This is a genomic window from Dolichospermum sp. DET69 (genome assembly GCA_017355425.1).
Taxonomy (GTDB): domain Bacteria; phylum Cyanobacteriota; class Cyanobacteriia; order Cyanobacteriales; family Nostocaceae; genus Dolichospermum.
In genome coordinates this window covers 1,049,423-1,073,909 of sequence record CP070233.1, presented here as the reverse complement: position 1 = coordinate 1,073,909, position 24,487 = coordinate 1,049,423, and the positions used below count along the sequence as shown (strand labels likewise).

The following is a 24,487-nucleotide window of genomic DNA, read 5'->3' as shown; positions in this document are numbered from 1 at the left end:
ATTTATTATGCACAAAAAAATACTATTAACTTCTTTTGACATTTGGTTAAGTCAACAAAAGTCAAATTCATCCGATGACTTGTTACTCGCACTAGCCAAAATGGCATCACTCCCCCATGATTTAAATTTTTTGCACCGTTTGCCGGTAGACGTGCAACAATCTAGTTCTCGCGTCATTGCCAAAATTCATGACATCCAACCCGACTATATTATTTGTTGTGGCATGGCTGCAAGTCGTTCACAATTAACTGTAGAAGTCTTTGCCAGTAACACTGACATTTGGTTAAGTCAACAAAAGTCAAATTCATCCGATGACTTGTTACTCGCACTAGCCAAAATGGCATCACTCCCCCATGATTTAAATTTTTTGCACCGTTTGCCGGTAGACGTGCAACAATCTAGTTCTCGCGTCATTGCCAAAATTCATGACATCCAACCCGACTATATTATTTGTTGTGGCATGGCTGCAAGTCGTTCACAATTAACTGTAGAAGTCTTTGCCAGTAACACAGGCATCTTGCCCCAAGAGTCTATAAATTCTCCCGAAAATATCTTACAAACCACCGTTGATATCGAAAAATTATTAGTCCAAACAGCAGCAGTTGAGATTAGCTACGACTGTGGTAAGTTTGTTTGCGAGGGACTTTATTATTCAATCTTGGACTATTTACACCAGTCCCAACTGTCAATTAAGTGTATTTTTGTTCATGTTCCCATTTTAAATCCAGAAAATTTGCTGGAAATAATTGCTGATTTCGTTTTGATCATGAACAACTTGGCACTTCTCTAGAAATATTCACGTCTGTTTCAAGAAATTTACTCAGTATTATGTTGCCACTATTACTTGCTTTCACTCTTGCTCAAGCTGTTCCTGTGACACCACCACCAGAAGAAATATTACAAATACAATCAGTACGTCCTTTGCCAGGAAAATTGGATTTAGTACCGGTCTTTAATAGCAATAGTCCAGAACTGGTATTAAAAGAAGGAATTTTACTTTCTACCTTTCCAGCAGCAGGGAAAAAAGTCACATCAGCCCATTTAGATTTTCCCTTGCGCGGACAGTTTGATATTTTTGCCCATCATATTGCGAAAGCTGATAGCCTGCGTGACGACAAAGGAGTCATTGCACCAGACAATTTACGTTCTTTGTATTTGGGCATCATCTTACATAATCCTGGTTCTCAACCAGTGACAGTAAATATATTGCAAGGTGCGAGTTATTTAAGTCAACCAGATGCCCCATTTAAGGAAATACCATCTTTACTTGCCAATGACTTAGGAACAGTTTTTTCTGGGCCTGGTAGTCGAGTCATGTCTGATATTTTGAGAGGAAAAAGACAAGATATTGTTCCCCCACAAATTGTCATTCCTCCAGGGAAAAGTCAGATGTTATTAAATTTACCAATTCCCGTACAAGGACTTACGCCACCCATTAATGGTCGTTCTACATATCTGCGATTGCGAAGTAATGGTAATGTTTATGCCGCCAGTTTGGCAATGTTTGCCCGGATAAATACTGATGGTAGTGAGAGATCGCCCAATTTAGCAGAATGGCAAAATTTATTAGATAATGGTGAATTATCTACCCCTAGAGATAAAGTTCCTACTCCCATAGTAGGAAACAATAAACCAGGAGTTTACGGACGTGTAGCTGGAGTATCTAAAGGTTCTCGATGGGTAGCAGATCTAGTAGATGAACCTAAAAGCAATTATTTAACCATTCCTCAACCTGGTGCAGCGTTTTCCTACGGTTTAAGTACATTACATGGGGGAATGTTGGGAACAAATCAAATTCAAACTGCACCTATGTTAGTGCGCTATCCTGACACCGCTTATTACGCTCATGGTAATTATGGGATTCAATATAGTCTCAAGCTACCTTTATACAACAATACTCAAAAGCAACAAACTGTGAGTATTGCGATCCAAACTCCCATAAAAGAGAACGAGTTAAGTAAGTCCGGACTACGCTTTTTCAAGCTGCCAGCGCGTCAAGTCTTCTTCAGGGGAACTGTGCGCTTACGCTATAAAGAACAAGGAAAATGGCAAAATAAATTTATCCATTTAGTGCAAAAGCGTGGTGAAATAGGAGAACCTTTGGCAACATTGAATATAAAACCAGGTAATACTTCTTTATTACAAGTTGACCTTATTTATCCACCTGATGCGACACCACCACAAGTTTTAACAGTTTCAACTCAAGTTAAATAGGTCAGTCAATTTTGGATTTACGATTTTGGATTTTGGATTTACTCCACCCTAAAATGTGGAGCTTGAGGATTTTAGATTGGCGTTAGCGAAGCGTACGCAGCGCAGCGAGTATTTTGGATGAATTCCGCCCTGAAGGGGCGGGGAACCTGTACCGAAAATTCCCAATCTAAAATCTAAAATCTAAAATCTAAAATTTTTCGGTCATTATGGAAAAAATTCAAAGCCAGAAAATGTCAATTGTCTGAATCAGGATTTACAGGATTTAAGGATTTTCAGGATGAAGAAAAAACTCATCTGGAAAAATCCAAAATATATGCAGATAAATAGGCAAACAAAATCCTGAAAATCCTCTAATCCTGGGCATCCTGATATGGCTTGCGCCACGCTCCGCTATCAGACAATTAAGGATTTACAAAGATCAAGAAAAAATTAAAAACTTAGAACCCACGCAGGTGGGTTTTGCCTGTGTAGACGCGGTTTTTAACCGCCCTTCAAAATCTCATCATCTACAGAAAAATCAACTTCTAATTGATCTTGTCCATTGAGTAAATAATCATTTTTCCAAGAATCTTGTAAACCAGAAATTAAATCATATTGAGGTTGCCAATTTAATTCTATTTGTGCCTTATTCACCGATGCAAAGAAATGCTGAACCCGCATAGGAAAAGATTTGCGTTTACCAAAATCAAACTTTTTGGGGTCATAATGGACGATTTTCAGATCATTGGCAGACTTACCAGCAGCCACAGCACAAGCGCGAGCTAAACCGTCGAAAGTGACAAAGCGATCGCCTGATATATTATAAATCTCCCCAATTGCCTTTTCATTACCAATTATCTGGGTCATCGCTTGAGCCAAATCCTGAATATGGCCTAGCTGGGTGATGTGCATACCATTACCAGGAATCGGAATCGGGCGATCGCGCACAATTCTATCAAAAAACCAACTTTCCAAAGGATTATAATTTTGCGGCCCGTAGATATAAGTAGGACGAATAGAAGTAAAGGGAATGCCTAATTGTTGCAAGTAAGCTTCCGTTTCATGCTTACCCTTGTGACGACTCTGAGGATCAACAGTATCCCCTTCTATATGGGGCATTTGCTCAGATTTGAGATATACCCCAGCCGAACTCATGTAGACAAAGTGTTTTACTCGTCCTTGGAAAATATCTGCCAGGGGTTGAGTATCTGTTAATTCTCTACCATTATTATCAAAAACGACATCAAAAGTTTCTTGTGCTAACTTTTCTTTAAGTTGTATTGAGTCAGTGCGATCGCCTATAATTTGTCCTACTCCTGAAGGTGCAGAATGATTACCACGATTGAACAAAACCACCTCGTGTCCAGCCTTCATCAGTAGTTGAGTTAAGTACACACCAATGAAACGAGTTCCACCAATCACCAGAATCCGCATAACTTCCTAATTCCTCAATAACTAAAAGTGGGAAAATCACCCTTATCTCTGAGGTTATCAGGTTGGAGTATCTCTGATGGAACATCTTTTGGTAGGATTGTATCTTATATTCAATCTGGGTCTTTTCCCATTTCTAGGTCAAGCCGCTGAGTTTCCCACTTACCGGGTATTCTTATGAGAATCAGGAATACTGAAGATCACCTCATTAAATTTGTTTAATTACCTTCCACCCATTCAAGTTAACTGTGTCTTTAAAATATGCTTTAGTTCATGAGTGGTTAACCCCACAAGCTACAGGTGGTTCAGAACTCGTAGTTCAGGAAATATTAAATCACATAGATGCTGATTTGTATGCCTTGATAGATTTTGAATCCACCAATCCAGAAAGTTATTTGTACAAACGTCAAATTGGCACAACGTTTTTACAGAACTTTCCTCAAGCGCGTCAAGGAGTCCAAAAATATTTACCCTTATTACCCTTGGCCATTGAGCAATTGGATTTGCGAGAATATGAAATCATTTTATCTTCATCTCATGCTGTAGCTAAAGGAGTCTTAACCACGCCTAATCAATTGCATATTTGTTATTGCCATAGCCCTATGCGCTACGCATGGGACTTAACCTTTGATTATCTCAACCAAAGTAAACTAGGCAAAGGAGGAATTGGCTGGATTACACGCTACATCCTCCATAACTTACGGCAATGGGACGTAATTAGTGCTAACCGGGTAGATTATTTCATTGCCAACTCCCAACACACAGCCAGACGGATTTGGCGTTGCTATCGGCGGGAAGCAACCGTGATCTATCCCCCAGTTAACCTTGATGAATGTTTATTTTCTCCAGAAAAAGAGGATTTTTACCTGATAGTTTCCCGATTAGTGAGTTATAAACAAGTTTCCTTAATTGTCGAGGCTTTTAACCACCTAAAAAAACCTTTGATTATTATTGGCACAGGTCCCGAAGTGAACAAAATCCGGGAAATAGCCCAACCACATATTCAAATTTTAGGATGGCAACCCGATCATATTGTCAAAGAATATATGGCTCGTGCCAAAGCCTTTGTTTATGCGGCTTGCGAAGATTTTGGGATTGCCTTAGTTGAAGCCCAAGCTTGTGGCACTCCTGTAATTGCATTAGGTGTAGGTGGTGCATTAGAAACAGTTAGAGATATTCGTACTCATCCTGATACAGGAACTGGTATATTATTTAAAATCCAAACAGTAGGAGCTTTAGTAGATGCCGTAGAAAAATTTGTAGCTTATCAGCATTTATACAATTACGAGTATATACAAACACACGCTAATCAATTCTCTCGCCAGGTTTTTGCAGAACGTTATCTAGGTTTTGTGAATGAATGTCGTGAAAAAAGAGTTTACCTAAAGTAAACATCAGCCTTTTGTATTTATCTTGTCAGAAGACAAGGAATTTTTCCTCAAAATTACTGTCTTTTAGCTTTAAGATTGGGACTATGTGTGGTGTGGATTATAAAGGAGTATGATGACTGCCCAGAGTTCACTCCTCTCCGGCAAGCGATACCCGCGTAAGGAAAACAGTACATCTATGGCTGTTTTATCAAAACGTGGTCAAAAAGTTAAACAGCCAAAGGTGAAATCCAGAAGTTTATCTTTTCAGGGTTTATACGGAGAGTTTTTTAAACGACTATTTGATATAGTTTTTTCATTGTCGGTCTTGATCTTGTGTTCTCCCCTTTACATAATATTGGCCTTATTAATAGCCCTAAGCTCAAAAGGTCCGATTTTTTATGTTCAAGAACGGGTAGGCAAAAACTACCATAGCTTTAATTGTATTAAATTTCGCACCATGGTCAACAATGCCGACGAAATTCTCGTCGAAATGATGGCAACATCACCCAACCTGCGAGAAGAATTTGAAGACAATTTTAAGCTAAAAATAGACCCTAGAATCACTAAAATTGGACATTTTTTGCGAATTACCAGCTTAGATGAGTTTCCCCAATTTTGGAATGTTCTCAAAGGAGATATGAGTGTAGTTGGTCCACGACCTTTAGTAGCGGAAGAATTAATAAAATATGGTGATTATATCAATCATGTTTTAACGATTCGTCCCGGAATTACTGGTTTATGGCAAGTGTCTGGACGTAATGATATTCCTTATCCCCGACGGGTGCAAATAGACTTACACTATGTCAATTTTAGGAATTTTTGGCTTGATTTGTGGATCATCCTGAAAACAGTTAATGTTGTCATTATGCCCAAAAATAAAGGAGCTTACTAAGTAAGTACGCAAATTACCTGTTATGGGGCAATATTATGCCCCAAAAACTATTTTTCATGGCAAAAGTATAAATTTTTTTTTACATATACTCAAAACGGTTGGGTTAAGTATTGCTTTACCCCTACCCGACGAATTAAATAATTAAGCCGTGTTAAGTATATATCCACTAGCAAATATTTTTTTAGCACAGACAATAATTAATATACGTAGAATCAAGAATGTGAAATTTTAACTAAACTAAACTGATAATTATTTGTTAAAGTGTTTTCTAGCACAAATATTTGCTGACCGTTAACTTTTGATAGCGACTAATAACTATCCTATCACGCGGTTCTGCCAATTAACTGCTAATTTATATCAGACAGTTTGTGATTTTTAACTAAAAACAACGAGGTATCACCAAGCATGACACAAAGAAAACGGGCTTTAATTACTGGTATTACTGGTCAAGATGGTTCCTATTTAACAGAGTTATTACTAGAACAAGGTTATGAAGTCCACGGGATTATTCGTCGGACTTCCACCTTTAATACAGACCGGATTGATCATATGTACGAAGATCCCCATAATGAGGATGCAAGACTGTTTCTCCACTATGGGGACTTGACGGATGGAACTACACTGCGACGGATTTTAGAAGAAGTTAAGCCTACAGAAATTTATAACTTGGGCGCCCAATCCCACGTCAGAGTGAGTTTCGATTCTCCAGAATATACAGTAGATGCTGTAGGTATGGGTACATTGCGTTTGTTAGAAGCAATCCGCGACTATCAACATCGGACGGGGATTGAAGTCCGTTTCTATCAAGCTGGTTCATCGGAAATGTATGGTTTAGTACAAGCAGTCCCCCAAAGTGAAACCACACCCTTCTATCCCCGCAGTCCCTACGCTTGTGCTAAGGTATACGCCCACTGGCAAACAATAAATTACCGTGAATCTTACAATTTATTTGCTTGTAATGGTATTCTTTTTAATCATGAATCTCCCAGAAGAGGTGAAACCTTTGTTACCCGCAAAATAACTAGAGCCGTAGCCCGCATTGTCGCTGGTAAACAAAAAAATATCTTCATGGGTAATTTGGACTCTAAGCGAGATTGGGGTTATGCCAAAGATTATGTAAAAGCCATGTGGTTAATGTTGCAACAAGAACAACCAGATGATTATGTAGTAGCTACTGGTGAAACCCATTCAGTCAAAGAGTTTCTAGAGTTAGCATTTAGTTATGTTAATCTCGATTGGCAAAAATACGTAGAGTTCGATGAACGTTATTTGCGTCCTGCGGAAGTGGATTTGCTCATTGGTGATCCAGCTAAGGCACAGCAAAAGCTAGGTTGGAAACCATCTATAACATTTCCCGAACTTGTTTCTCTCATGGTGGAATCTGATTTACAAGCTTTGGGTTGCATTGCTGCCAATGGTAATGGATCAAAACCACCTCAGGATATTGCTACTACCCGTCAAGAACTAGGATCTCTGCACTTTTAATTCAGATCAAGGATAATAATATGACTGCTTTAGAATTAGAAAATAAACGGATTCTTGTTACTGGTGGTGCGGGTTTCCTCGGTCGTCAGGTAATAGACCAACTGTGTCAAAATGGTGCTAATCGTGAGAAAATTACAGTCACGCGATCGCATGATTGTGATTTACGTGTTTGGGAAAATTGCCAACGCGCAGCAGACCAACAGGATATTATCATTCACCTAGCCGCTCATGTCGGTGGTATTGGTCTGAACCGAGAAAAACCAGGTGAGTTGTTTTACGATAACTTGATCATGGGGACTCAGCTAATCCATGCAGCTTATCAACAGGGAATAGAAAAGTTTGTTTGTGTAGGAACTATCTGCGCTTATCCTAAATTTACTCCTGTACCCTTTAAAGAAGATGACATCTGGAATGGTTATCCAGAAGAAACTAACGCTCCCTATGGAGTAGCGAAAAAAGCCCTCTTAGTGCAACTGCAATCCTATCGTCAGCAGTATGACTTTAATGGGATTTATCTCCTACCAGTGAACCTGTATGGACCAGAAGATAATTTCAACCCCAGCAGTTCTCATGTGATTCCGGCTTTAATTCGCAAAGTGCAAGAAGCCCAAACTAGAGGAGAAAAACAACTTCCTGTTTGGGGTGATGGTTCTCCTACTCGTGAGTTTTTGTATTCTACAGATGCAGCCCGGGGAATAGTCATGGGAACTCAGTTTTATAATGATGCTGAACCAGTGAATTTAGGAACTGGTTATGAAATCTCTATCAAAGATTTAATTACCTTAATATGCGAATTGATGGAATATGAAGGTGAACTTGTGTGGGAAACCGACAAACCTAATGGCCAACCTCGACGTTGTTTAGATACCGAAAGAGCAAAACAGGCTTTTGGCTTTACTGCTCAGGTAGAATTTAGAGAAGGCTTGAAAAATACCATTGATTGGTGGCGCAAAAACGCTGCATAATAGTCCCGGCGAATAGAATTCGCGGCTACACAAACAAAGTCCGCCTTCGCGGACTAAGGGACTTCCAAGAAATAAATTATCCCAATAAACGAACCACAGAGGCACAGAGAACACAGAGAGAGAATTTTTGCGTCTGTTTTGGGACATTTTTTTATTTGGAAGTCCCTAAACAAAGATAAAAAATTTGAACCCACGCACTATCTGGGTTTTGCCTGTGTAGACGCGGTTTCTAAGCGCCAATTTAATTAAAATTCAAAATAATTGAATCGCCTTGCAGAAAATAAATTCACAACTAAATAAAAAAGAACTGCGACGGACGCTACTCAAAAAACGCCAATCAATGACATTATTAGAATGGAGAGAAAAGAGCGATCGCCTCACTACTAACATCCAAAACTCAGTTATATTTAATCAAGCAAATACAATTCTAGCTTTTTTCAGCTTTCGCCAAGAGCCTGATATTAGCTCGCTATATACCAACACTGACAAACGTTGGGGTTTTCCCCGTTGTGTTGATAAATCCCTAGTTTGGCATTCTTGGCAACCTGAAGACGTTATGAATATAGGTAGTTATGGTATTACAGAACCACACCCCGAAGCGCCAATAATTGAAATCGAGTCAGTAGATTTAATTCTCGTTCCCTGCGTGGGTTGTGATATCCAAGGATACCGCTTAGGTTATGGTGGGGGATATTATGACAGGTTGTTAAATTCTCCAGATTGGGCTAAAAAACCAACAATCGGAGTAGTTTTTGACTTTGCTTATTTATCTAAATTACCTATTGATACTTGGGACAAACCCTTGAAAACCGTGGTTACAGAAAATGGATTAGGTAATTATTAAATTATCTAAAGGTGGAAGAATAACTAATATTTTCTTGGTATTGTAAATTTACAATTGTTTTCTATTTATAATTATGCGTATTGAAGAACTACATTTACAAAACTTTCGAGGTTTTCGAGAACTTAAATTAATGCTTCCTCCTGATTTGACTGTGTTCATTGGATCTAATGGTTCTGGTAAATCATCTATTTTAGATAGTATTGCTATACTTTTATATGAATATGTATCTAGATTAAGATCAGGTGATGAGTTTTATCTGCAAGACGATGATATTAACATAAATTTCAATAAGACTTTTATATCTACTCGTGTTAAAGTTGACTTACAGAATCAGCTCTACTGGGAAGTTGGTAAAAATAGAGATAAAACTCAATTTAAACCAAACAATAAAGAAGTAGATAATTATATTAAAGAAATAATTTTAAAACTAACAGATGATAGTGATAATTTAACCAATTTTTTGATTGAAAATTCGATCATGGAAACCGATAATAATAATAATTATCCTTTGTCAATTATAGTTTATTATCAAACAAACCGAATATTTATAAAATCTTCAGCCATCAATGAGATGAGTGAAGAAGAGAGAGAAAATACTTATGGAAGTCGGCTTATTGGTTATCAAAAAGCCTTTTCAGAAAATATAAATGATTTTAGAGATTTCTTATATTGGTTTAAAGAAGAAGAAGAATATGAAAATGAAGTTAGATTAACACAGGATAATGACTTTAGAAATCCACGTCTTCAAATCATAAGAAAAGCATTAGAAACATTTCTAGCAGGCTTTCCTAATGCCGAATTTTCCGATTTACACATAGTGCGTGCAAATTCTAACAGAGAAGGTGGTATTCGTCGTTTAAGTAAACCTGCATTAGTTATTAAAAAAAATGGTGAAAACTTTAAATTAGATCAACTTTCCGATGGTGAAAAAACATTACTAATGATAGTAGTCGACATTGCACGAAGGTTAGCAATATTGAATCCTAGTATTACAAATCCTTCAGAATTACTAGAAAAAGGAACAGGAATAATATTAATTGACGAAATAGATTTACATTTACATCCTCAATGGCAAAGAATTGTCATTCCCAGTTTTAGAAAAACATTCCCAAATTGTCAGTTTATTGTTACAACTCATTCACCCCAAGTCTTGAGTGAAGTGAACCGAGAAAACGTATTTATTTTAGAAGATTCAAAAATTGTAGACTTTACACCCCACACTTTTGGGAGAGACAGTAATTCAATTCTGTTTGAAGTTATGGGTGTAGAAAAAAGACCTGTAAAAATGCAGGAAAGAATAGACAAATGTTTTGAAATGATAGATAATGATAACTTAGAAGGAGCTAAACTAGAACTGCAAAAGTTATCTGAATCATTGGGAGAAAATGATTTAGATATAGTCAAAGCTCATACACTTATTGACTTTTTAAACAGGGTAGAATGAAACGCATTATCAAAGGAATAGAACCTCCTTGCCTTCTAAAATACCGACAAATAGACGGGGCAAATTATGACGGATATCATCCAAAAGAACCTTTAAAAAAGGCATTGCTAACTGAACAAGGTTATATTTGTTGCTATTGTATGCGACGAATATCTGAAGAAAATATGGAAATTGAGCATTGGGAACCACAAAGTAAATATCCAGAATTACAAATAAATTATAAAAATCTCCTTGCTTCTTGTTCAGGTAATCGTGGTAGCAAAAAGGATAATCAGCATTGTAATCCAAGAAAAGGTGATGCAGAAATAACTATTAATCCAGCCGATTCTAGTAAAAATTGTGAAAATCAGATTAGATATAGTTCTACTGGAAAAATTTCTTCTGATGATGAAAATATCAATTCTGATTTAAATGAAATTTTAAATCTTAACCTTCAAACTCTCAAGGATAATCGTCAAACCGAATTATTTACTGTGATTAATGCGTTGAATAAAAAGTTTACTAAAAAAACTTGGTCAAAAGAAGCCATCAAAAAGACACTAGAAGAACTGAGTAGCAAAGATGCAGAAGGCAAATATAGTCCATATTGCCAATATATTTTTTGGTATTTAAGTAAAAGATTAAATAACCCTTAAACAGTAAGTTAAATATTATTGGGATCTATCATTCCCATTCCGATCATCCCGCTATACCATCAGAATGGCATAAAATATGTACTTGTCTAGAATAGTCTTGTGTGATATTATCCCTACAAAATGTTCAAGCTGGTAAACTGTAAAACTAGACTTTTAATGAGAACCACCAATTTCCAGCCGAGACAATTGAACTGAATAAATTTATCAAATTTAAGTTAACATTAATACTCCGCGCTGACTTCTACAACTGCTATGCTAAATCCCAATCTGGATGAAATCCAGTTGACAAAAGACGACTACGAACGCTACTCCCGCCACTTGATTTTACCAGAAGTGGGAGTAGAAGGACAAAAACGCCTCAAAGCCGCTAGTGTCCTGTGTATCGGTACCGGTGGACTAGGTTCACCACTGCTGCTATATCTTGCAGCCGCAGGTATTGGCCGCATTGGTATTGTTGATTTTGATATTGTGGATACCTCCAACTTGCAACGTCAAGTTATTCATGGGACATCCTGGGTAGGTAAACCCAAAATCGAATCAGCAAAAAACCGGATTCATGAAATTAACCCCCATTGTCAGGTTGATTTGTATGAAACTCGGCTGAGTGCAGAAAACGCCCTCGATATTATTCGTCCTTACGATATCGTTGTGGATGGAACTGATAATTTCCCTACACGGTATTTAGTGAATGATGCTTGCGTCTTGTTAGATAAACCCAACGTTTATGGTTCTATCTTCCGGTTTGAAGGACAAGCAACCGTCTTTAACTACGAAGGTGGTCCCAACTATCGTGACTTATATCCCGAACCACCACCACCAGGAATGGTTCCTTCCTGTGCAGAAGGTGGAGTTTTAGGAATTCTACCAGGAATGATTGGGATTATTCAAGCCACAGAAACAGTCAAAATTATTTTGGGTAATGGTACTACCCTGAGCGGTAGACTGGTGCTTTATAACGCCTTGGATATGAAATTCCGGGAGTTGAAACTGCGTCCTAACCCTATCCGTCCAGTTATTGACAAACTCATAGATTACGAACAATTCTGTGGTATTCCCCAAGCTAAAGCCGAAGAAGCGAAACAGCAGATGGAAATTAAAGAAATGACTGTCAAGGAATTGAAGGCATTATTAGATAGTGGTGCAAAGGACTTTGTGCTGCTAGATGTGCGTAATCCTCATGAGTATGAAATTGCAAAAATTCCTGGTTCAGTTTTAGTCCCTTTACCAGATATTGAAAATGGTGATGGTGTGGCTAAAGTGAAAGAATTACTCAATGGACACCGCTTAATTGCTCATTGTAAACTGGGTGGACGTTCAGCCAAAGCCTTGGGTATCCTCAAAGAAGCGGGTATTAATGGTACAAATGTCAAAGGGGGAATTAATGCTTGGAGTCAAGAAGTAGATGCTTCCGTTCCTCAGTATTAATAGTTTTGTGCGGGATTGTTGATGATGCTCACAGAAATTCCTCTAGCAATCCTTAATCTGATCTGAATAAAAAGATACCCGATTTTTAGAAAAGTCGGGTATCTAATATTTTGAATATATAGAACTTTGGTTTATTCTTGGATATAATTGATACAAAAAAATCTTAAAAAAATACCAAAATTGTCCATTACTTATACTTCTGTTAAAGGGTAAGATGTCTAAAGTTTGCATAAACTTCATGGAATATTTAGCTATAGCAGTTTCTAGCTAGGAGATGAGATTCAGTAATTATAAAATATGGCTTTAGCGGAGCTTGGCTTTATCTACAGATCCCTGCTGCGTTATCAGATACGAAAAGACTTTTAACATTCCTGCTATGAGTAACCAGGGATTGAGAGTAAAATTACTTTCAAAAACCCAATTTCAGCAGCATCTATCATCACAGCAAATTGCCAAAACAATAATAGATCGCATTATGATGGATACGCTTTCCACAACCAAATCCAAGATTCTCATTGTAGATGATGATGCCAGTGTCCGCAATCTCATCCAGCGTTTTTTGAGTCGGAAATATGAAATAGAATCAGCCCCAGATGGTAAAACTGCGCTTATATCCTTTGAAAAATTAAATCCGGCTTTAGTGATTCTCGATTGGAATTTACCAGATGCAAATGGCTATAAACTTTGCCAGGAAATGCAAAGTCGTACCAATGTCTTAGTCATGATGCTTACCAGTCGCAATGATGAAGCTGATAAAATTAAAGTTTTGGCTGCTGGGGCAGATGATTTTTTAACTAAACCATTTAGTCTAGCTGAGGTGGAAGTTAGGGTAGAAGCCCTATTAAGACGGGTTCGTTATATCCAACCTGGTGTCTCACAACGCCTCACTTTTAACCAGTTAGCTATTAACTCAGAAGCGCGAGAGGTAACACTCAATAATAAAGTTTTGGCCTTAACCGCTTTGGAGTTTAATATTTTGTATTTCCTCGCTACCCATCCTGGACAAGCCTGGAGTCGTACTCAACTAATCCAAAAGATTTGGGGTTGTGAGTATGTGGGAGATGGCCGGGTTGTTGATGTGCATATTGGTCAATTACGCAAGAAAATGGAAGCTGATTCTAGTATGCCGGAGTTTATTAAGACGGTGCGGGGTTATGGCTATAAGTTTGATCCACCAGAAAACACCACGATTTAAACTTTGAAAAATATAATTGCTGTGATAGCTTAACAACTTAGTCGCATCCGTCCATTACCCAAGTGATGATATTGGGGCTTGATTAGATGATCAAGGTTATTAATCGGTAGATATTGAAGCCAAAGCCTTTTTTGAGATTCGTGTCTACTCAAGCCTCGGATAAAAGCTTTAATTTTTTCCGGCTACAGGATATTCTTTTAATATTTCTCATTACACTATCTGCTCTAAAAAATATTTATGCAAATTACTGTTATGACTTTTAATCTCCGCTATGACAAACCAGATCCAGGGGTGCGTCAGTGGCAAAAGCGTGTGGGGGCGATCGCTTCTTTAATCCAACACTACAAACCGGATTTACTAGGTACACAGGAGGGTAAATCTCATCAACTGGCTGATTTACAAGCCCTGTTACCGGAATATAACATTATTGGGGGCGATCGCACTGGTACAGGAACAAGTGAACACTGTGCAATTTTTTATCAACCACAATATTTAAAACTTCAACAAACTGAAGATTTTTACCTCAGTGATACTCCAGAAATTCCTGGTAGTATTACTTGGGGAACTCGTTTACCACGGATGGCTACTTGGGCTAATTTTGCAGTTAGTAATCCTGGTGTTTCTTTAACAATATTAAATACCCATTTAGATCATGAAAATCCCCAATCTAGAGAGTTAAGTGCAAATTTAATTCATCAACGATTAGGTAAATTTACACCGGAAAACTATTTTTTGGTAATGGGAGATTTTAATGCTAATCCTGACAGTCCAGAACGGCAAAATTTCCTATTACCTCTGGAAAATGGTAAAAAATTACAAGATCCTCTAGCTACACTTCCCCTAGAACAACAGAAAACTTTTCACGATTTTACGGGTGAAGCCTGGGATGCTATTGATACTATATATTGCGATAGCTCTTTTCAGATAGAAGAAGTAATTATTGATCGTCAACAGTGGGAAGGGGTATGGCCTTCTGACCATTTCCCGGTGATTGTTAAATTAACAACAACTATATAATTGAAGCTGCTTATATAGATAGTTCTGACCGTCCTATTTGTAACATTATTCGCACTCGTTTACCTGAAGGGTTGAGAGAAGATGAGTAATTAAGTCATCTTTGGAAGATTAGAATAACCCGAATCATTTAAGACAATATCGTAGTAGGGGTTTAGCAATGCTAAACCCTTTTTTTGTCAGAATCAGGATTTAAGGATTTTTAGGATTGTTATTCATCAAGCTTTTTACTTGAAATTTAAGGTTAAGGTAAATCATTTAAAATAGCTATAATTTGGATTTTTAAATCAGATAAATTCTGCTCAATAATTTGCCAAACTAAATTAACATTTACTTTTAAATAGTCATGAATTAAAACATCTCTTAAACCTGCCATTTGCTGCCAAGGAACGTTAACATAATTATTTCTTAACTCAGGTGATAATCTTTTTGTTGCTTCGCCGATGATTTCAAAATTGCGAATTACAGCATCTTGAATCATCTTAGTTTGCATAAATTCTTCTTTACCACCTTTTGTATATTCCTCTATACGTTCAATACATTCCTGAATGTTACTTAGATATAAACGCTCATTTTTCATAAAATTACAGCCTCTTTTAATATTTGATCTTTAATTAATTCATGTAAATTATCAGGTTCAGCAATATCAATTTTTCTTCCTAATAATGATGCTAAATCTTGCTGTAAGCTGATATAGTCAAATAAACTGGTTTGGGGGTTTAATTCTACTAAAAAATCTACATCACTATCTGGTGTTGCTTCACCTCTAGCAACTGAACCAAACACCCGCAAATTATAAGCACCATATTTAGTGGCAAGTTTTAATATTTCTTCACGAAATGGTAATAATAATTCTTCAATTCCCATAATTTATTTTTCTCCTTTTGTCAGAATCAGGATTTTCAGGATTTGAGGATTTTCAGGATTGTTATTGATGAATTATCTGTGAGTTACAGGTTTTAATTGTCAGAATCAGGATTTTCAGGATTTGAGGATTTTCAGGATTGTTATTGATGAATTATTCAATCTTAATGAAATTCAAGATTTTCCTGTTCACTCTCTCTATTATATTACCAAAATGTCATAAATCATTATCATTTCCTTCTATCAACCCACATCCTTCCTCAAATCCCAAAAATCCTCATACCCACTAATAAGCCATTTTGTACATCCTTAAATCCTGGATATCATGATTCTGACAAAATTGCATAATTCCCCCACCCCAACGCGATAACCAAATAGATTTTACCAGCACTAATCCAAGTAGAATATAACCATAATGATGATCCTCAAGAAGTATGTTTAGTCATTGCTAAATATCGAAATTACTTTGATCATGAATTTATTCAAGTATTACAACAATGAGCAAATCGGACAGAATTAGTCAAGGAAATTATCAATAATGTTTCGTAAGTAACTAATATAGATATTAGCTTCATCTCTGCTTCACCAACTCCATCGCTAACTGTATTGCTGCTTTCATACTTGTAGCATCAGCAATCCCTTTTCCCGCAATATCAAAAGCTGTTCCATGATCTGGAGAAGTTCGCACAAACGGTAAACCAATAGTAGTATTGACAGCCCGATCAAAAGCCATCAACTTCACCGGAATTAAACCTTGATCATGATAAAGTGCCAAGTAAGCATCAGCCGGATTTTGAATGGGAGAATTACCATACCAAGCCATTCCCGGTTTAACCCACATTGTATCTGGGGGTATAGGTCCTTCTAGCTGGAAATGCGGACGTTTTTGGCGTTCTAACTCCAACCAGGGAATTAACCAATCTATTTCTTCTGTTCCTAGTTGTCCCATTTCACCGCTATGGGGATTTAAACCGGAGATCGCAATTCTCCCATTTTTAATCCCAAAATCATCCTCTAAACATTCCATCAACAAATCTAATTTCTGAGTTAATAACTGCGGTGTTAACGTAGCAGCTACTTGACATAAAGGAATATGTGTGGTGGCTAGTATTGCTCGCAGTGTCCAACCAGTAAAAGGCGATCGCCCTACAAACAACATCCCAAAACGGTCTACACCAGCCCTTGCGGCTAAAAGTTCCGTTTGTCCTGGATAATTGTAACCTGCCGCCTTCCAAGCCGATTTAGCAATGGGTCCGGTAACAATTCCATCAAACTCACCTGCCAAAGTTTGAGCGATCGCATATTCCATATAAGCAAAACTCGCCGCACCACTAGCTGCATTACCTACACCAATAATAATTTCACCAACATTCGGCACATCAACAATAGACAACTCAGCAGGATTTACCAAAGCTAGGGAATTATCAATATTTTTACTAATATTTTCATAACTGCTAGTGAGTAAATTTCTATTACCTACCACCACCAGATCGCAGTTTTGAGTAACTTCTGGATCTGCTAAAGCCTTCAAAATCACCTCAGAACCAATACCGGCAGGATCTCCTAGGGTCAGTGCCAAACGGGGACGTTTATTTATTTGATACATAAAATTTATACCTGATAGAATGGATGGAACTAGATCACCGACTTCTTTCGGGGATCTGCCTGGCCTGGCTAAATTAGTTTAAAATTATTCATAAAGGTCTAATCAAGAGTTCTTATAGACCTAGTGTACAAAGAATAAGGAGAATTACAGCAAATGGGTGGCGAAATCTTAAATGCAGCGATGCTATCTTTCGGTCTAATCTTCGTAGGTTGGGCAATCGGTGCTTTGTTACTCAAAATTCAAGGCGCAGAAGAATAGAAGGATACTAGGGGTACGGGAGATGGGAGAAATGGGGGAAGACTATATATTATTTCTTACCCATTACCCATTACCCATTACCCATTACCCATTACCCATTACCCATTACCCATTACCCATTACCCATTACCCATTACCCATTACCCATTACCCATTACCCATTACCCATTACCCATTACCCATTACCCATTACCCATTACCCATTACCCATTACCAAATTTTATGAAAAAAATGTAAAGTTTTATTTAGATAACTAATTCTGTTAAGATTCTTCTCATAAACATTAAGATATATAACCAACCCCATGACATTATTAATAGTTGGTGCAACTGGCACTTTGGGAAGACAAGTAGCTCGTCGGGCAATTGATGAAGGTTACAAAGTTCGCTGTTTAGTTCGCAGTCCTAAAAAAGCTGCTTTTCTCAAAGAATGGGGTGCAGAACTGGTCCGGGGAAACTTGTGTAATCCACAAACCCTAACGGACGCGTTAACAGATGTAACCGCAGTTATTGATGCTTCTACATCCCGGGCTACAGATTCCCTGACTATTAAAGAGGTAGATTGGGATGGTAAAGTAGCATTAATTCAAGCAGCCAAAGCCGCTGGTGTAGAAAGGTTTATCTTCTTTTCAATTCTCGATGCTGACAAATACCCCAATGTACCGCTAATGGAAATTAAGCGATGTACAGAAGCATTTTTAGCAGAATCTGGTTTAAACTATACAATTTTACGTTTAGCTGGATTTATGCAAGGGTTAATTGGTCAGTATGGCGTACCTATTTTAGAAAAACAACCAGTATGGGTGACAGGGACATCTTCACCTATTGGCTACATGGACACTCAGGATATTGCTAAATTTGCTGTTCGGGCTTTGACTGTGCCAGCAACAGAAAAACAAGCCTTTCCTCTAGTGGGAACTCGCGCTTGGAGTGCTGAGGAAATTATTAATCTTTGTGAACGCTTATCTGATAGAGACGCAAAAGTTACCAGAATGCCCATTGCTTTACTACGAACTGTACAAAGTTTACTGCGCTGCTTTCAATGGGGATGGAATGTTGCTGATAGATTAGCCTTTACAGAAGTTTTAGCAGGTGGTAAAGCTCTAAATGCCGAAAATATGGACGAAGTATATACTGTTTTTGGGTTAGATAAACAAGAAACTACCACCCTGGAAGCATATCTACAAGAATATTTCAGCCGAATTATGAACAAGCTGAAACAGTTAGATTATGAGAAAGCCAAAAATAAAAAGCTGAAAAGTAAAAAAACTCCTTTTAAACCATCTTCCAAAGCCAATAGTCAATAAATGTAAGACTAATGGTGACATGAATCAAAAATGTGCAACTATTAGATACAGAAAAATCATCCCTTAAACTTGGATATTTGAGTGTGCCGAAAGTAGGCATTATCTACAACGATATTAAACCAATAGCGAGTAGTGTCGCTATTGAACTAAAAGACAAACTTACTGCTGCTGGTTGGGATGTGTACATCACAGCGAGCATCGGTGGTATATTGGGCTATTCTCAACCAGATAGTCCTGTCTTTCACACCCCCATTGAAGGTCTTACGCCCCCTGGCTTTGACTCAGACATGAAATTTGCCGTGGTGTTAGGGGGAGATGGAACTGTGTTAGCAGCATCACGCCTAGTCGCCCCCTCTGGTATCCCCATGCTGACAGTTAATACTGGTCACATGGGATTTTTGACAGAAACTTATCTCAACCAATTGCCCCAAGCCATAGAACAAGCAATGGCTGGTGAATATGAAGTTGAAGATAGAGCCATGCTCACCGTCAAAGTTCTCCGAGGAGATACTGTGATGTGGGAAGCCCTCTGCTTAAATGAAATGGTGCTACATCGAGAACCTTTAACTTGTATGTGCCATTTTGAAATTGCGGTAGGACGACATTCACCTGTGGATATTGCGGCTGACGGGATTATTGTTTCTACCCCAACGGGTTCTACAGCTTATTCATTAAGCGCAGGTGGTCCAGTGATTACTCCTGGTGTTCCTGTATTGCAGTTAGTCCCCATTTGTCCCCATTCCCTAGCTTCTAGGGCTTTGGTATTCCCTGATAGTGAACCAGTTAATATCTATCCTGTCAACATTCAGCGATTGGTGATGGTGGTAGATGGCAATGGTGGATGTTATGTAATGTCAGAAGATCGGGTATATTTAGAGCGATCGCCCTATAGCGCCCGATTTATTCGTCTCCAGTCACCGGAATTTTTCCGTGTTCTGCGGGAAAAACTCGGTTGGGGTTTACCACATATTGCTAAACCCAATTCTGTGGAATTACCTTAATTATTGGTAGTTAGTAATCAATGCTTAGTGCAATTTTGGGCGGTAAACGCCAACTTAGCGTAACTTGCACTTCTCCATTGGGTAAAACTGATATTTCCCATACACCATTTATAAGGGAAATGCCGAAAACCCTTGAAGATGTAGCTGACTTAGGAAGCTACATCTGTGCTTTAGACAAGGGATGAAGGCTAGAGGCTTTCCTTTATCCTGCATTGACATTAATTTAAAAATTTGAAATTATTTCAAATTTTAATCCATATTCGTGAGACAATTAAATTGTCAGCAAAGACATTAAAAACCTACCGGGGGACTCTCGGAAAGTTACGCTTGTCAGAGATGATTCTGCCAGTAATGGCAAACAGGATCAGGGCAAGAACCCAAATATTTAAGGCAATGCCTGAAGCTGGGATAACTGAGAGATATAGACTGAAACTCTCTATAGAATCCCCGCGTCTTTAGACCGGGGAGTGTCAAAAGTTCATTGGCTATAGTATCCATGATTTTAGTACCATAGCCGCCTTTTTTGGGTGTATAAGTAGATGATAAAATAGCTGCATCATTTGCTATTACTAAAGTACATTTATCTCCCTGTTGCTCTAAACTAACAAATACTTGGGTAGCCGTACCGTGAGGTGGTTGAGCGTGTTGGATGACATTATTCAATGCTTCACGGAAAAAGCGGTAAATTTCCTCTCTTTGTTCAATCCAAATACTGTTGAATTGTGGTTCTTGAAGAGGCTGAATTTCTGTAATTACTTGTAGAGTTAATTTTCCAGAATTTACTAATTCTTGTATTGTGGTTTTTATGCCTATATCTAATCCTTTTTGAAGTATGGGAGTTACTGCCATTTTCTCAGTTAAATCTCGAATATTGCTTAATTTATTTCTAATTTCCTGTCCTAAAGCTGTCAATTTATCTAAAATTAAATCTATATCTAAATCAGATTCTAATTCAATTCTGTCCATTACCTCTGTATTCATTCAGAACCCCGACTTCTTAGAAAAGTCGGGGTTCTAGTTTAATTTGTAAATCTTGCTAATAACTCTTCACGAGATAATTGTAAAAGCAAAGGAGTAAATTCTTCCCTAGTCATAGCAATTACTTGATCAATAATTGTGGCTAATTCTGAATCAAGTTCTCCAAAACGTACTTGTAGGATACTTTCAATCATAGCTCGACGTTCTCTTAATACACCTTCTTCTCGTTCTTGTTTTTTAATTTCTGCTAATTGTTGTTGATACATTTCTGATAATTTCATAATCAACTCCTGATCATCAGGGATTATTTTGAGACAAGCTGATTCCTAATTCTTTCCCTGTTTGGAAAATCAGATTTGGGTTTTTAGATGGGTTCGTAAGTTCGCAATTTTATTTGCGGGAGTTCGCACATTTTTCTGCGGGGATACACATTGATTTTTTTTGTGGGGAAAAATACTATCGGTGAAAGCAACAAGTTAGCCATCAAAGAAGGATTCATTCAAATGCTTAAGATTGCCCGTGCTGCTGTTTTGACTACTTTCAGCACTCTGTTAGGATTTGGAACTAACAATCACTGCTGGACGTTTTTTAGTAGTAGTCTGATTAGTGAAAGGAAAGGGTACTAAAATAACATCCCCAAATTTATAATTTGTCATACTCAGCATCATCAGGGTTATCCCAGATTTTTTGTAGAGTTGGCTCAGAAAGCTTGACCGCAGCTAGAGTCAGACTATTTTCTCTGTTATGTTGGTATAGAGAATCAATAAAGTTTTCAACTAGTACAATTTGTTCAGGAACTAGCTGACGGATTTTTTCAAGTAACCTTTTATAAGAGCATCCGGTAAACGTAAAACTCAGCGTCTTTAGACCTGAGATATAAGTGACACGGGCGGTTTTAACCGCCGTGTGCCTTCCTAAGCTAACTTGTATTCTCTAATTAGTCTTTGTGTGGCCGATGACTGAGACACCCCCCAGCTTGCAGCAATCTGTTCTAACTTTGCTTTGTCTTCTTCCGACAAATAAATAACAGTACCTTTTTTTCTAGACATGATGACAATTGAATATTAGTATGCTATGATAATAATATCATAACATTGCAACCCGAACAATGTCTAAAGTTAGTAAATCAATGGGAGTACAACAGGTTTTGTTGTCTCCCGACAATGAGATAAAGGCAATTTTAGAATATCTTTGTCAACAGTCGGGTAGGCTCTATAACAGTGGTGTTTATTTTGCTAGACAAACATTTTTTAAAACTGGAAAACTTTTAACGGGTAAGTTTGATTTGATTTATGAGCCTTCAGTTTCTAAAACTATGGTCGCTCAATCAATGCCATCCGTCCCCGCACAACAAACTTTATTGTCTGTAGCTGAGGCTTTTAAATCTTTTAAAGAATTACGTTCTTTATTCATCAAAGGTCAATTACACTTTAAGCCCAAAGCTCCCGGCTATCTAACAGGCTCTAAACTTTTTAAAGTTACTTATCCTAATAGTGGGACACAAAAGCTAACTCTAGTCAATGGACAGATCAGATTTTCGTTGGGACTAACAGTTAAAAGATGGTTTGGAATTTCTGAATTTTTCCTACCAATGCCGTCAAACATAGATATATCAAAGGTTAAAGAGTTCACCATCTTACCTAAAAACGGTGTTTTTTATCTGGAAATGTCTTATGAAGTTGAAAGACAAAACCACGTTTTAGACATCCATCAGGCATTGTCTATTGACCTGGGAACGGCTGAAAATTTAGCGGCTTGTGTTGATACTTTGGGCAATTCTTTATTGATTGATGCCCGTGCAATGAAGGCGATGAACCAGATTTGGAACAAAAAAGTATCAACACGAAAAGAAGGAAAACCGGAGGCTTATTGGGATAATTGGCTAGACCGTGTGACCCGTAAACGCAACCATCAAATGAAAGATGGGGTTAATAAAGCTGCAAAACTAATTATTGATCATTGCTTAAAATACGGCATTGGTACATTAGTAATCGGCTGGAATGACGGATTTAAATCTAACGCTAACATGGGGCGAATTAATAATCAAAAGTTTGTCCAAATGCCGTTAGGTAAACTCAAAGACCGACTAAAACAATTATGTGATTTACACGGAATTAGATTTCAAGAAACTGAAGAATCTTATACGTCAAAAGCATCTTTCTTGGATGGAGACTCCCTACCCGTTTATGGTCAAAAACCAGAAGGGTGGAAAGCATCGGGTAAGCGCGTTAAACGTGGATTGTATCAGTCAGCTAATGGTTCAATTGTTAACGCTGATTTAAATGGTGCAGCGAACATTCTAAGAAAAGTAGCCAGCAATCTAAGCTTAGACTTGGGCTTACTGGGTAGGCGTTGTTTGACGAACGCAGCGAGAATTAGACTTTGGGTATTAAGCCCTAAGCTTACTCTGTCCGCAGAATCTCAGTGTCTTTAGACCTGAGAGTGTCAACTAGTATTGTATCAACCTGCATTGTTGAACCCTCCTGAGTTAATAGTCATTAATAGTGACCCACAATTGCTTTAGTCTGCAATATCCCTCCACATTATACCCTAATTTACAGTCGCTCTTCCAATAGAAGGATAATTTTAGGCGATTCCTAGGTCGCGCTTCGCTATCGCTTTTTTTGATAACAGGATGATTCTGATATTTCAGATCCTCGACTTCTCCAAGAAGTCGGGGATCTAGTTTCCCTATTTACAAAACATCTATCTCTGTTATATAATTGTAATACATTTGTAAAATATTGAGAAACTTATGACTCAGATTACAATTGAAGAAGCTACTCAAAATTTATATAAACTTCTAGAACAAGTCGCTAAAGGTGAGCAATTTGTTTTAATGAAAGAAGGAAAAGAAATTGCTCGTCTTCTTCCTCCTCAACAGGAAAAAAAAGTATTTCCTAGTTTAAACTCTTTTAGAAAATCAATAGTTTTAAAAGGAAGTGCAATGAGTACCACGATATTAGAAGCAAGAGAGAACGAAAGATATTGATTTATTTAGATACTAGCGCCATTGTTCCTTATTATGTGCCTGAAAAATTAAGTAATGTTGTTGAACAACTATTACAAAAACAAGAAGATAAACCAATCATTAGTCAATTAGTTGAGGTAGAATTATTTTCTGCTTTATCTCGTAGGGTAAGAATGGGTGAAGTTTCCCAAAATGACGCTAGACGGATTACAGAATTGTTTGAGAATCACCTTAATGAAAGTTTATATCGTCTTGTTTTATTGGAAAATCAACATTATCGTTTAGCTAGAGATTGGATATCCAGGTTTGATCTGCCTTTAAGAACTTTGGATGCTTTACATTTAGCAGTGTGTAGCATTAATAATTTTTCTCTGGTGACAGCAGATGATAAATTAGCTCAATCTGCTACTATTTTAGAGATAGATATTCTTTTATTAACTTCCAATCTCAATTTTAGTTAGATATACGATTCCTTCAGAGCAATTCCTGGGTCGCGCTTCGCTATCGCTTTTTTGAGAAAAGGATGATTTTGTGCGATCCTAGTATTCATTCAGATCCCTGACTTCTCTAAGAAGTCGGGGATCTAGTTTACCAAGATGATATTTAATAC

25 protein-coding genes and 1 pseudogene are annotated in these 24,487 nt (G+C 37.6%); 20 read left to right on the top strand and 6 right to left on the bottom strand.

All coding sequences use genetic code 11. The features are described 5' to 3' along the window. Window positions 1-7 precede the first annotated feature (7 nt). Both EZY12_05215 and EZY12_05210 read left to right on the top strand, forming a co-directional pair. Window positions 8-790: a hypothetical protein gene (locus tag EZY12_05215; protein QSX69071.1), complete on the top strand. Its 783-nt coding sequence runs from the start codon at window positions 8-10 to the stop codon at window positions 788-790. Window positions 791-828: 38 nt separating this feature from the next. Beyond that, the gene (locus EZY12_05210; GenBank protein ID QSX69070.1) at window positions 829-2,214 is read left to right on the top strand and encodes a DUF3370 domain-containing protein; all 1,386 of its coding nucleotides are present in this window, start codon (window positions 829-831) and stop codon (window positions 2,212-2,214) included. Between the two features lie 480 nt (window positions 2,215-2,694). Here the strand turns inward: EZY12_05210 and EZY12_05205 are convergent, their stop codons facing one another. Beyond that, window positions 2,695-3,627, bottom strand: a complete 933-nt coding sequence (locus EZY12_05205) for an NAD-dependent epimerase/dehydratase family protein (GenBank protein ID QSX69069.1) — start codon at window positions 3,625-3,627, stop codon at window positions 2,695-2,697. A 245-nt stretch (window positions 3,628-3,872) separates the two neighbouring features. Here EZY12_05205 and EZY12_05200 point away from each other — a divergent pair, with 245 nt between their 5' ends. The 10 genes from EZY12_05200 to EZY12_05155 all read left to right on the top strand — a co-directional run bounded on the left by EZY12_05200 (window position 3,873) and on the right by EZY12_05155 (window position 14,896). After that, window positions 3,873-5,015, top strand: coding sequence for a glycosyltransferase (locus tag EZY12_05200; GenBank protein QSX69068.1), 1,143 nt, complete (start codon window positions 3,873-3,875; stop codon window positions 5,013-5,015). A 112-nt stretch (window positions 5,016-5,127) separates the two neighbouring features. Beyond that, window positions 5,128-5,886, top strand: coding sequence for a sugar transferase (locus tag EZY12_05195; protein ID QSX70521.1), 759 nt, complete (start codon window positions 5,128-5,130; stop codon window positions 5,884-5,886). A gap of 405 nt (window positions 5,887-6,291) precedes the next feature. Continuing rightward, on the top strand, window positions 6,292-7,371 hold the full coding sequence (gene gmd, locus EZY12_05190; protein ID QSX69067.1) for a GDP-mannose 4,6-dehydratase: 1,080 nt from the start codon (window positions 6,292-6,294) through the stop codon (window positions 7,369-7,371). Window positions 7,372-7,391: 20 nt separating this feature from the next. Beyond that, entirely contained in the window at window positions 7,392-8,336 is a 945-nt protein-coding gene (locus EZY12_05185) for a GDP-L-fucose synthase (GenBank protein ID QSX69066.1), read from the top strand. A gap of 271 nt (window positions 8,337-8,607) precedes the next feature. After that, entirely contained in the window at window positions 8,608-9,180 is a 573-nt protein-coding gene (locus EZY12_05180) for a 5-formyltetrahydrofolate cyclo-ligase (protein QSX69065.1), read from the top strand. A 73-nt stretch (window positions 9,181-9,253) separates the two neighbouring features. Then, a complete protein-coding gene (locus tag EZY12_05175) occupies window positions 9,254-10,624 on the top strand; it encodes an AAA family ATPase (protein ID QSX69064.1) in 1,371 nt (456 codons plus the stop codon). Continuing rightward, on the top strand, window positions 10,621-11,259 hold the full coding sequence (locus EZY12_05170) for a TIGR02646 family protein (protein ID QSX69063.1): 639 nt from the start codon (window positions 10,621-10,623) through the stop codon (window positions 11,257-11,259). The genes EZY12_05175 and EZY12_05170 overlap by 4 nt, the downstream gene beginning before the upstream one ends. A 252-nt stretch (window positions 11,260-11,511) precedes the next feature. Then, a complete protein-coding gene (gene moeB / locus EZY12_05165) occupies window positions 11,512-12,684 on the top strand; it encodes a molybdopterin-synthase adenylyltransferase MoeB (GenBank protein QSX69062.1) in 1,173 nt (390 codons plus the stop codon). Window positions 12,685-13,162: 478 nt separating this feature from the next. Next, window positions 13,163-13,879 (top strand): response regulator transcription factor, encoded by a 717-nt coding sequence (locus EZY12_05160; GenBank protein QSX70520.1) that lies wholly within the window; start codon window positions 13,163-13,165, stop codon window positions 13,877-13,879. Between the two features lie 237 nt (window positions 13,880-14,116). Then, window positions 14,117-14,896, top strand: a complete 780-nt coding sequence (locus EZY12_05155; GenBank protein ID QSX69061.1) for an endonuclease/exonuclease/phosphatase family protein — start codon at window positions 14,117-14,119, stop codon at window positions 14,894-14,896. A gap of 241 nt (window positions 14,897-15,137) precedes the next feature. Here EZY12_05155 and EZY12_05150 read toward each other — a convergent pair whose 3' ends face one another. The 3 genes from EZY12_05150 to pdxA all read right to left on the bottom strand — a co-directional run bounded on the left by EZY12_05150 (window position 15,138) and on the right by pdxA (window position 17,363). Next, complete coding sequence (locus tag EZY12_05150) at window positions 15,138-15,473, bottom strand: DUF86 domain-containing protein (protein ID QSX69060.1); 336 nt, start codon at window positions 15,471-15,473, stop codon at window positions 15,138-15,140. After that, entirely contained in the window at window positions 15,470-15,760 is a 291-nt protein-coding gene (locus EZY12_05145; GenBank protein QSX69059.1) for a nucleotidyltransferase family protein, read from the bottom strand. Before EZY12_05145 ends, EZY12_05150 begins: the two co-directional genes overlap by 4 nt. 568 nt (window positions 15,761-16,328) lie before the next feature. Further along, entirely contained in the window at window positions 16,329-17,363 is a 1,035-nt protein-coding gene (gene pdxA, locus EZY12_05140) for a 4-hydroxythreonine-4-phosphate dehydrogenase PdxA (GenBank protein ID QSX69058.1), read from the bottom strand. Window positions 17,364-17,516: 153 nt separating this feature from the next. Between pdxA and petM the strand changes: the two genes are divergently transcribed. From petM to EZY12_05115, 5 genes are all read left to right on the top strand, one after another. After that, complete coding sequence (petM, locus tag EZY12_05135) at window positions 17,517-17,621, top strand: cytochrome b6-f complex subunit PetM (protein ID QSX69057.1); 105 nt, start codon at window positions 17,517-17,519, stop codon at window positions 17,619-17,621. Window positions 17,622-17,652: 31 nt separating this feature from the next. Continuing rightward, window positions 17,653-17,847, top strand: coding sequence for a hypothetical protein (locus EZY12_05130; protein QSX69056.1), 195 nt, complete (start codon window positions 17,653-17,655; stop codon window positions 17,845-17,847). A 78-nt stretch (window positions 17,848-17,925) separates the two neighbouring features. Further along, a complete protein-coding gene (locus tag EZY12_05125; protein QSX69055.1) occupies window positions 17,926-18,927 on the top strand; it encodes an SDR family oxidoreductase in 1,002 nt (333 codons plus the stop codon). A gap of 83 nt (window positions 18,928-19,010) precedes the next feature. Beyond that, complete coding sequence (locus EZY12_05120) at window positions 19,011-19,928, top strand: NAD(+) kinase (GenBank protein ID QSX70519.1); 918 nt, start codon at window positions 19,011-19,013, stop codon at window positions 19,926-19,928. Between the two features lie 20 nt (window positions 19,929-19,948). Beyond that, window positions 19,949-20,113, top strand: a complete 165-nt coding sequence (locus EZY12_05115; protein QSX69054.1) for a hypothetical protein — start codon at window positions 19,949-19,951, stop codon at window positions 20,111-20,113. Window positions 20,114-20,258: 145 nt separating this feature from the next. On the opposite strand, the gene EZY12_05110 is transcribed toward EZY12_05115, so the two are convergent. Together EZY12_05110 and EZY12_05105 are read right to left on the bottom strand one after the other, a co-directional pair. Then, complete coding sequence (locus tag EZY12_05110) at window positions 20,259-20,909, bottom strand: hypothetical protein (protein QSX69053.1); 651 nt, start codon at window positions 20,907-20,909, stop codon at window positions 20,259-20,261. A gap of 38 nt (window positions 20,910-20,947) precedes the next feature. Continuing rightward, window positions 20,948-21,205, bottom strand: a pseudogene (locus tag EZY12_05105) (hypothetical protein). Window positions 21,206-22,035: 830 nt separating this feature from the next. Here EZY12_05105 and EZY12_05100 point away from each other — a divergent pair. From EZY12_05100 to EZY12_05090, 3 genes are all read left to right on the top strand, one after another. Further along, entirely contained in the window at window positions 22,036-23,340 is a 1,305-nt protein-coding gene (locus EZY12_05100; GenBank protein QSX70518.1) for a transposase, read from the top strand. 321 nt (window positions 23,341-23,661) lie between these two features. After that, window positions 23,662-23,898, top strand: a complete 237-nt coding sequence (locus EZY12_05095) for a type II toxin-antitoxin system Phd/YefM family antitoxin (protein QSX69052.1) — start codon at window positions 23,662-23,664, stop codon at window positions 23,896-23,898. Beyond that, on the top strand, window positions 23,895-24,338 hold the full coding sequence (locus tag EZY12_05090; protein QSX69051.1) for a type II toxin-antitoxin system VapC family toxin: 444 nt from the start codon (window positions 23,895-23,897) through the stop codon (window positions 24,336-24,338). The genes EZY12_05095 and EZY12_05090 overlap by 4 nt, the downstream gene beginning before the upstream one ends. Window positions 24,339-24,487 lie beyond the last annotated feature (149 nt).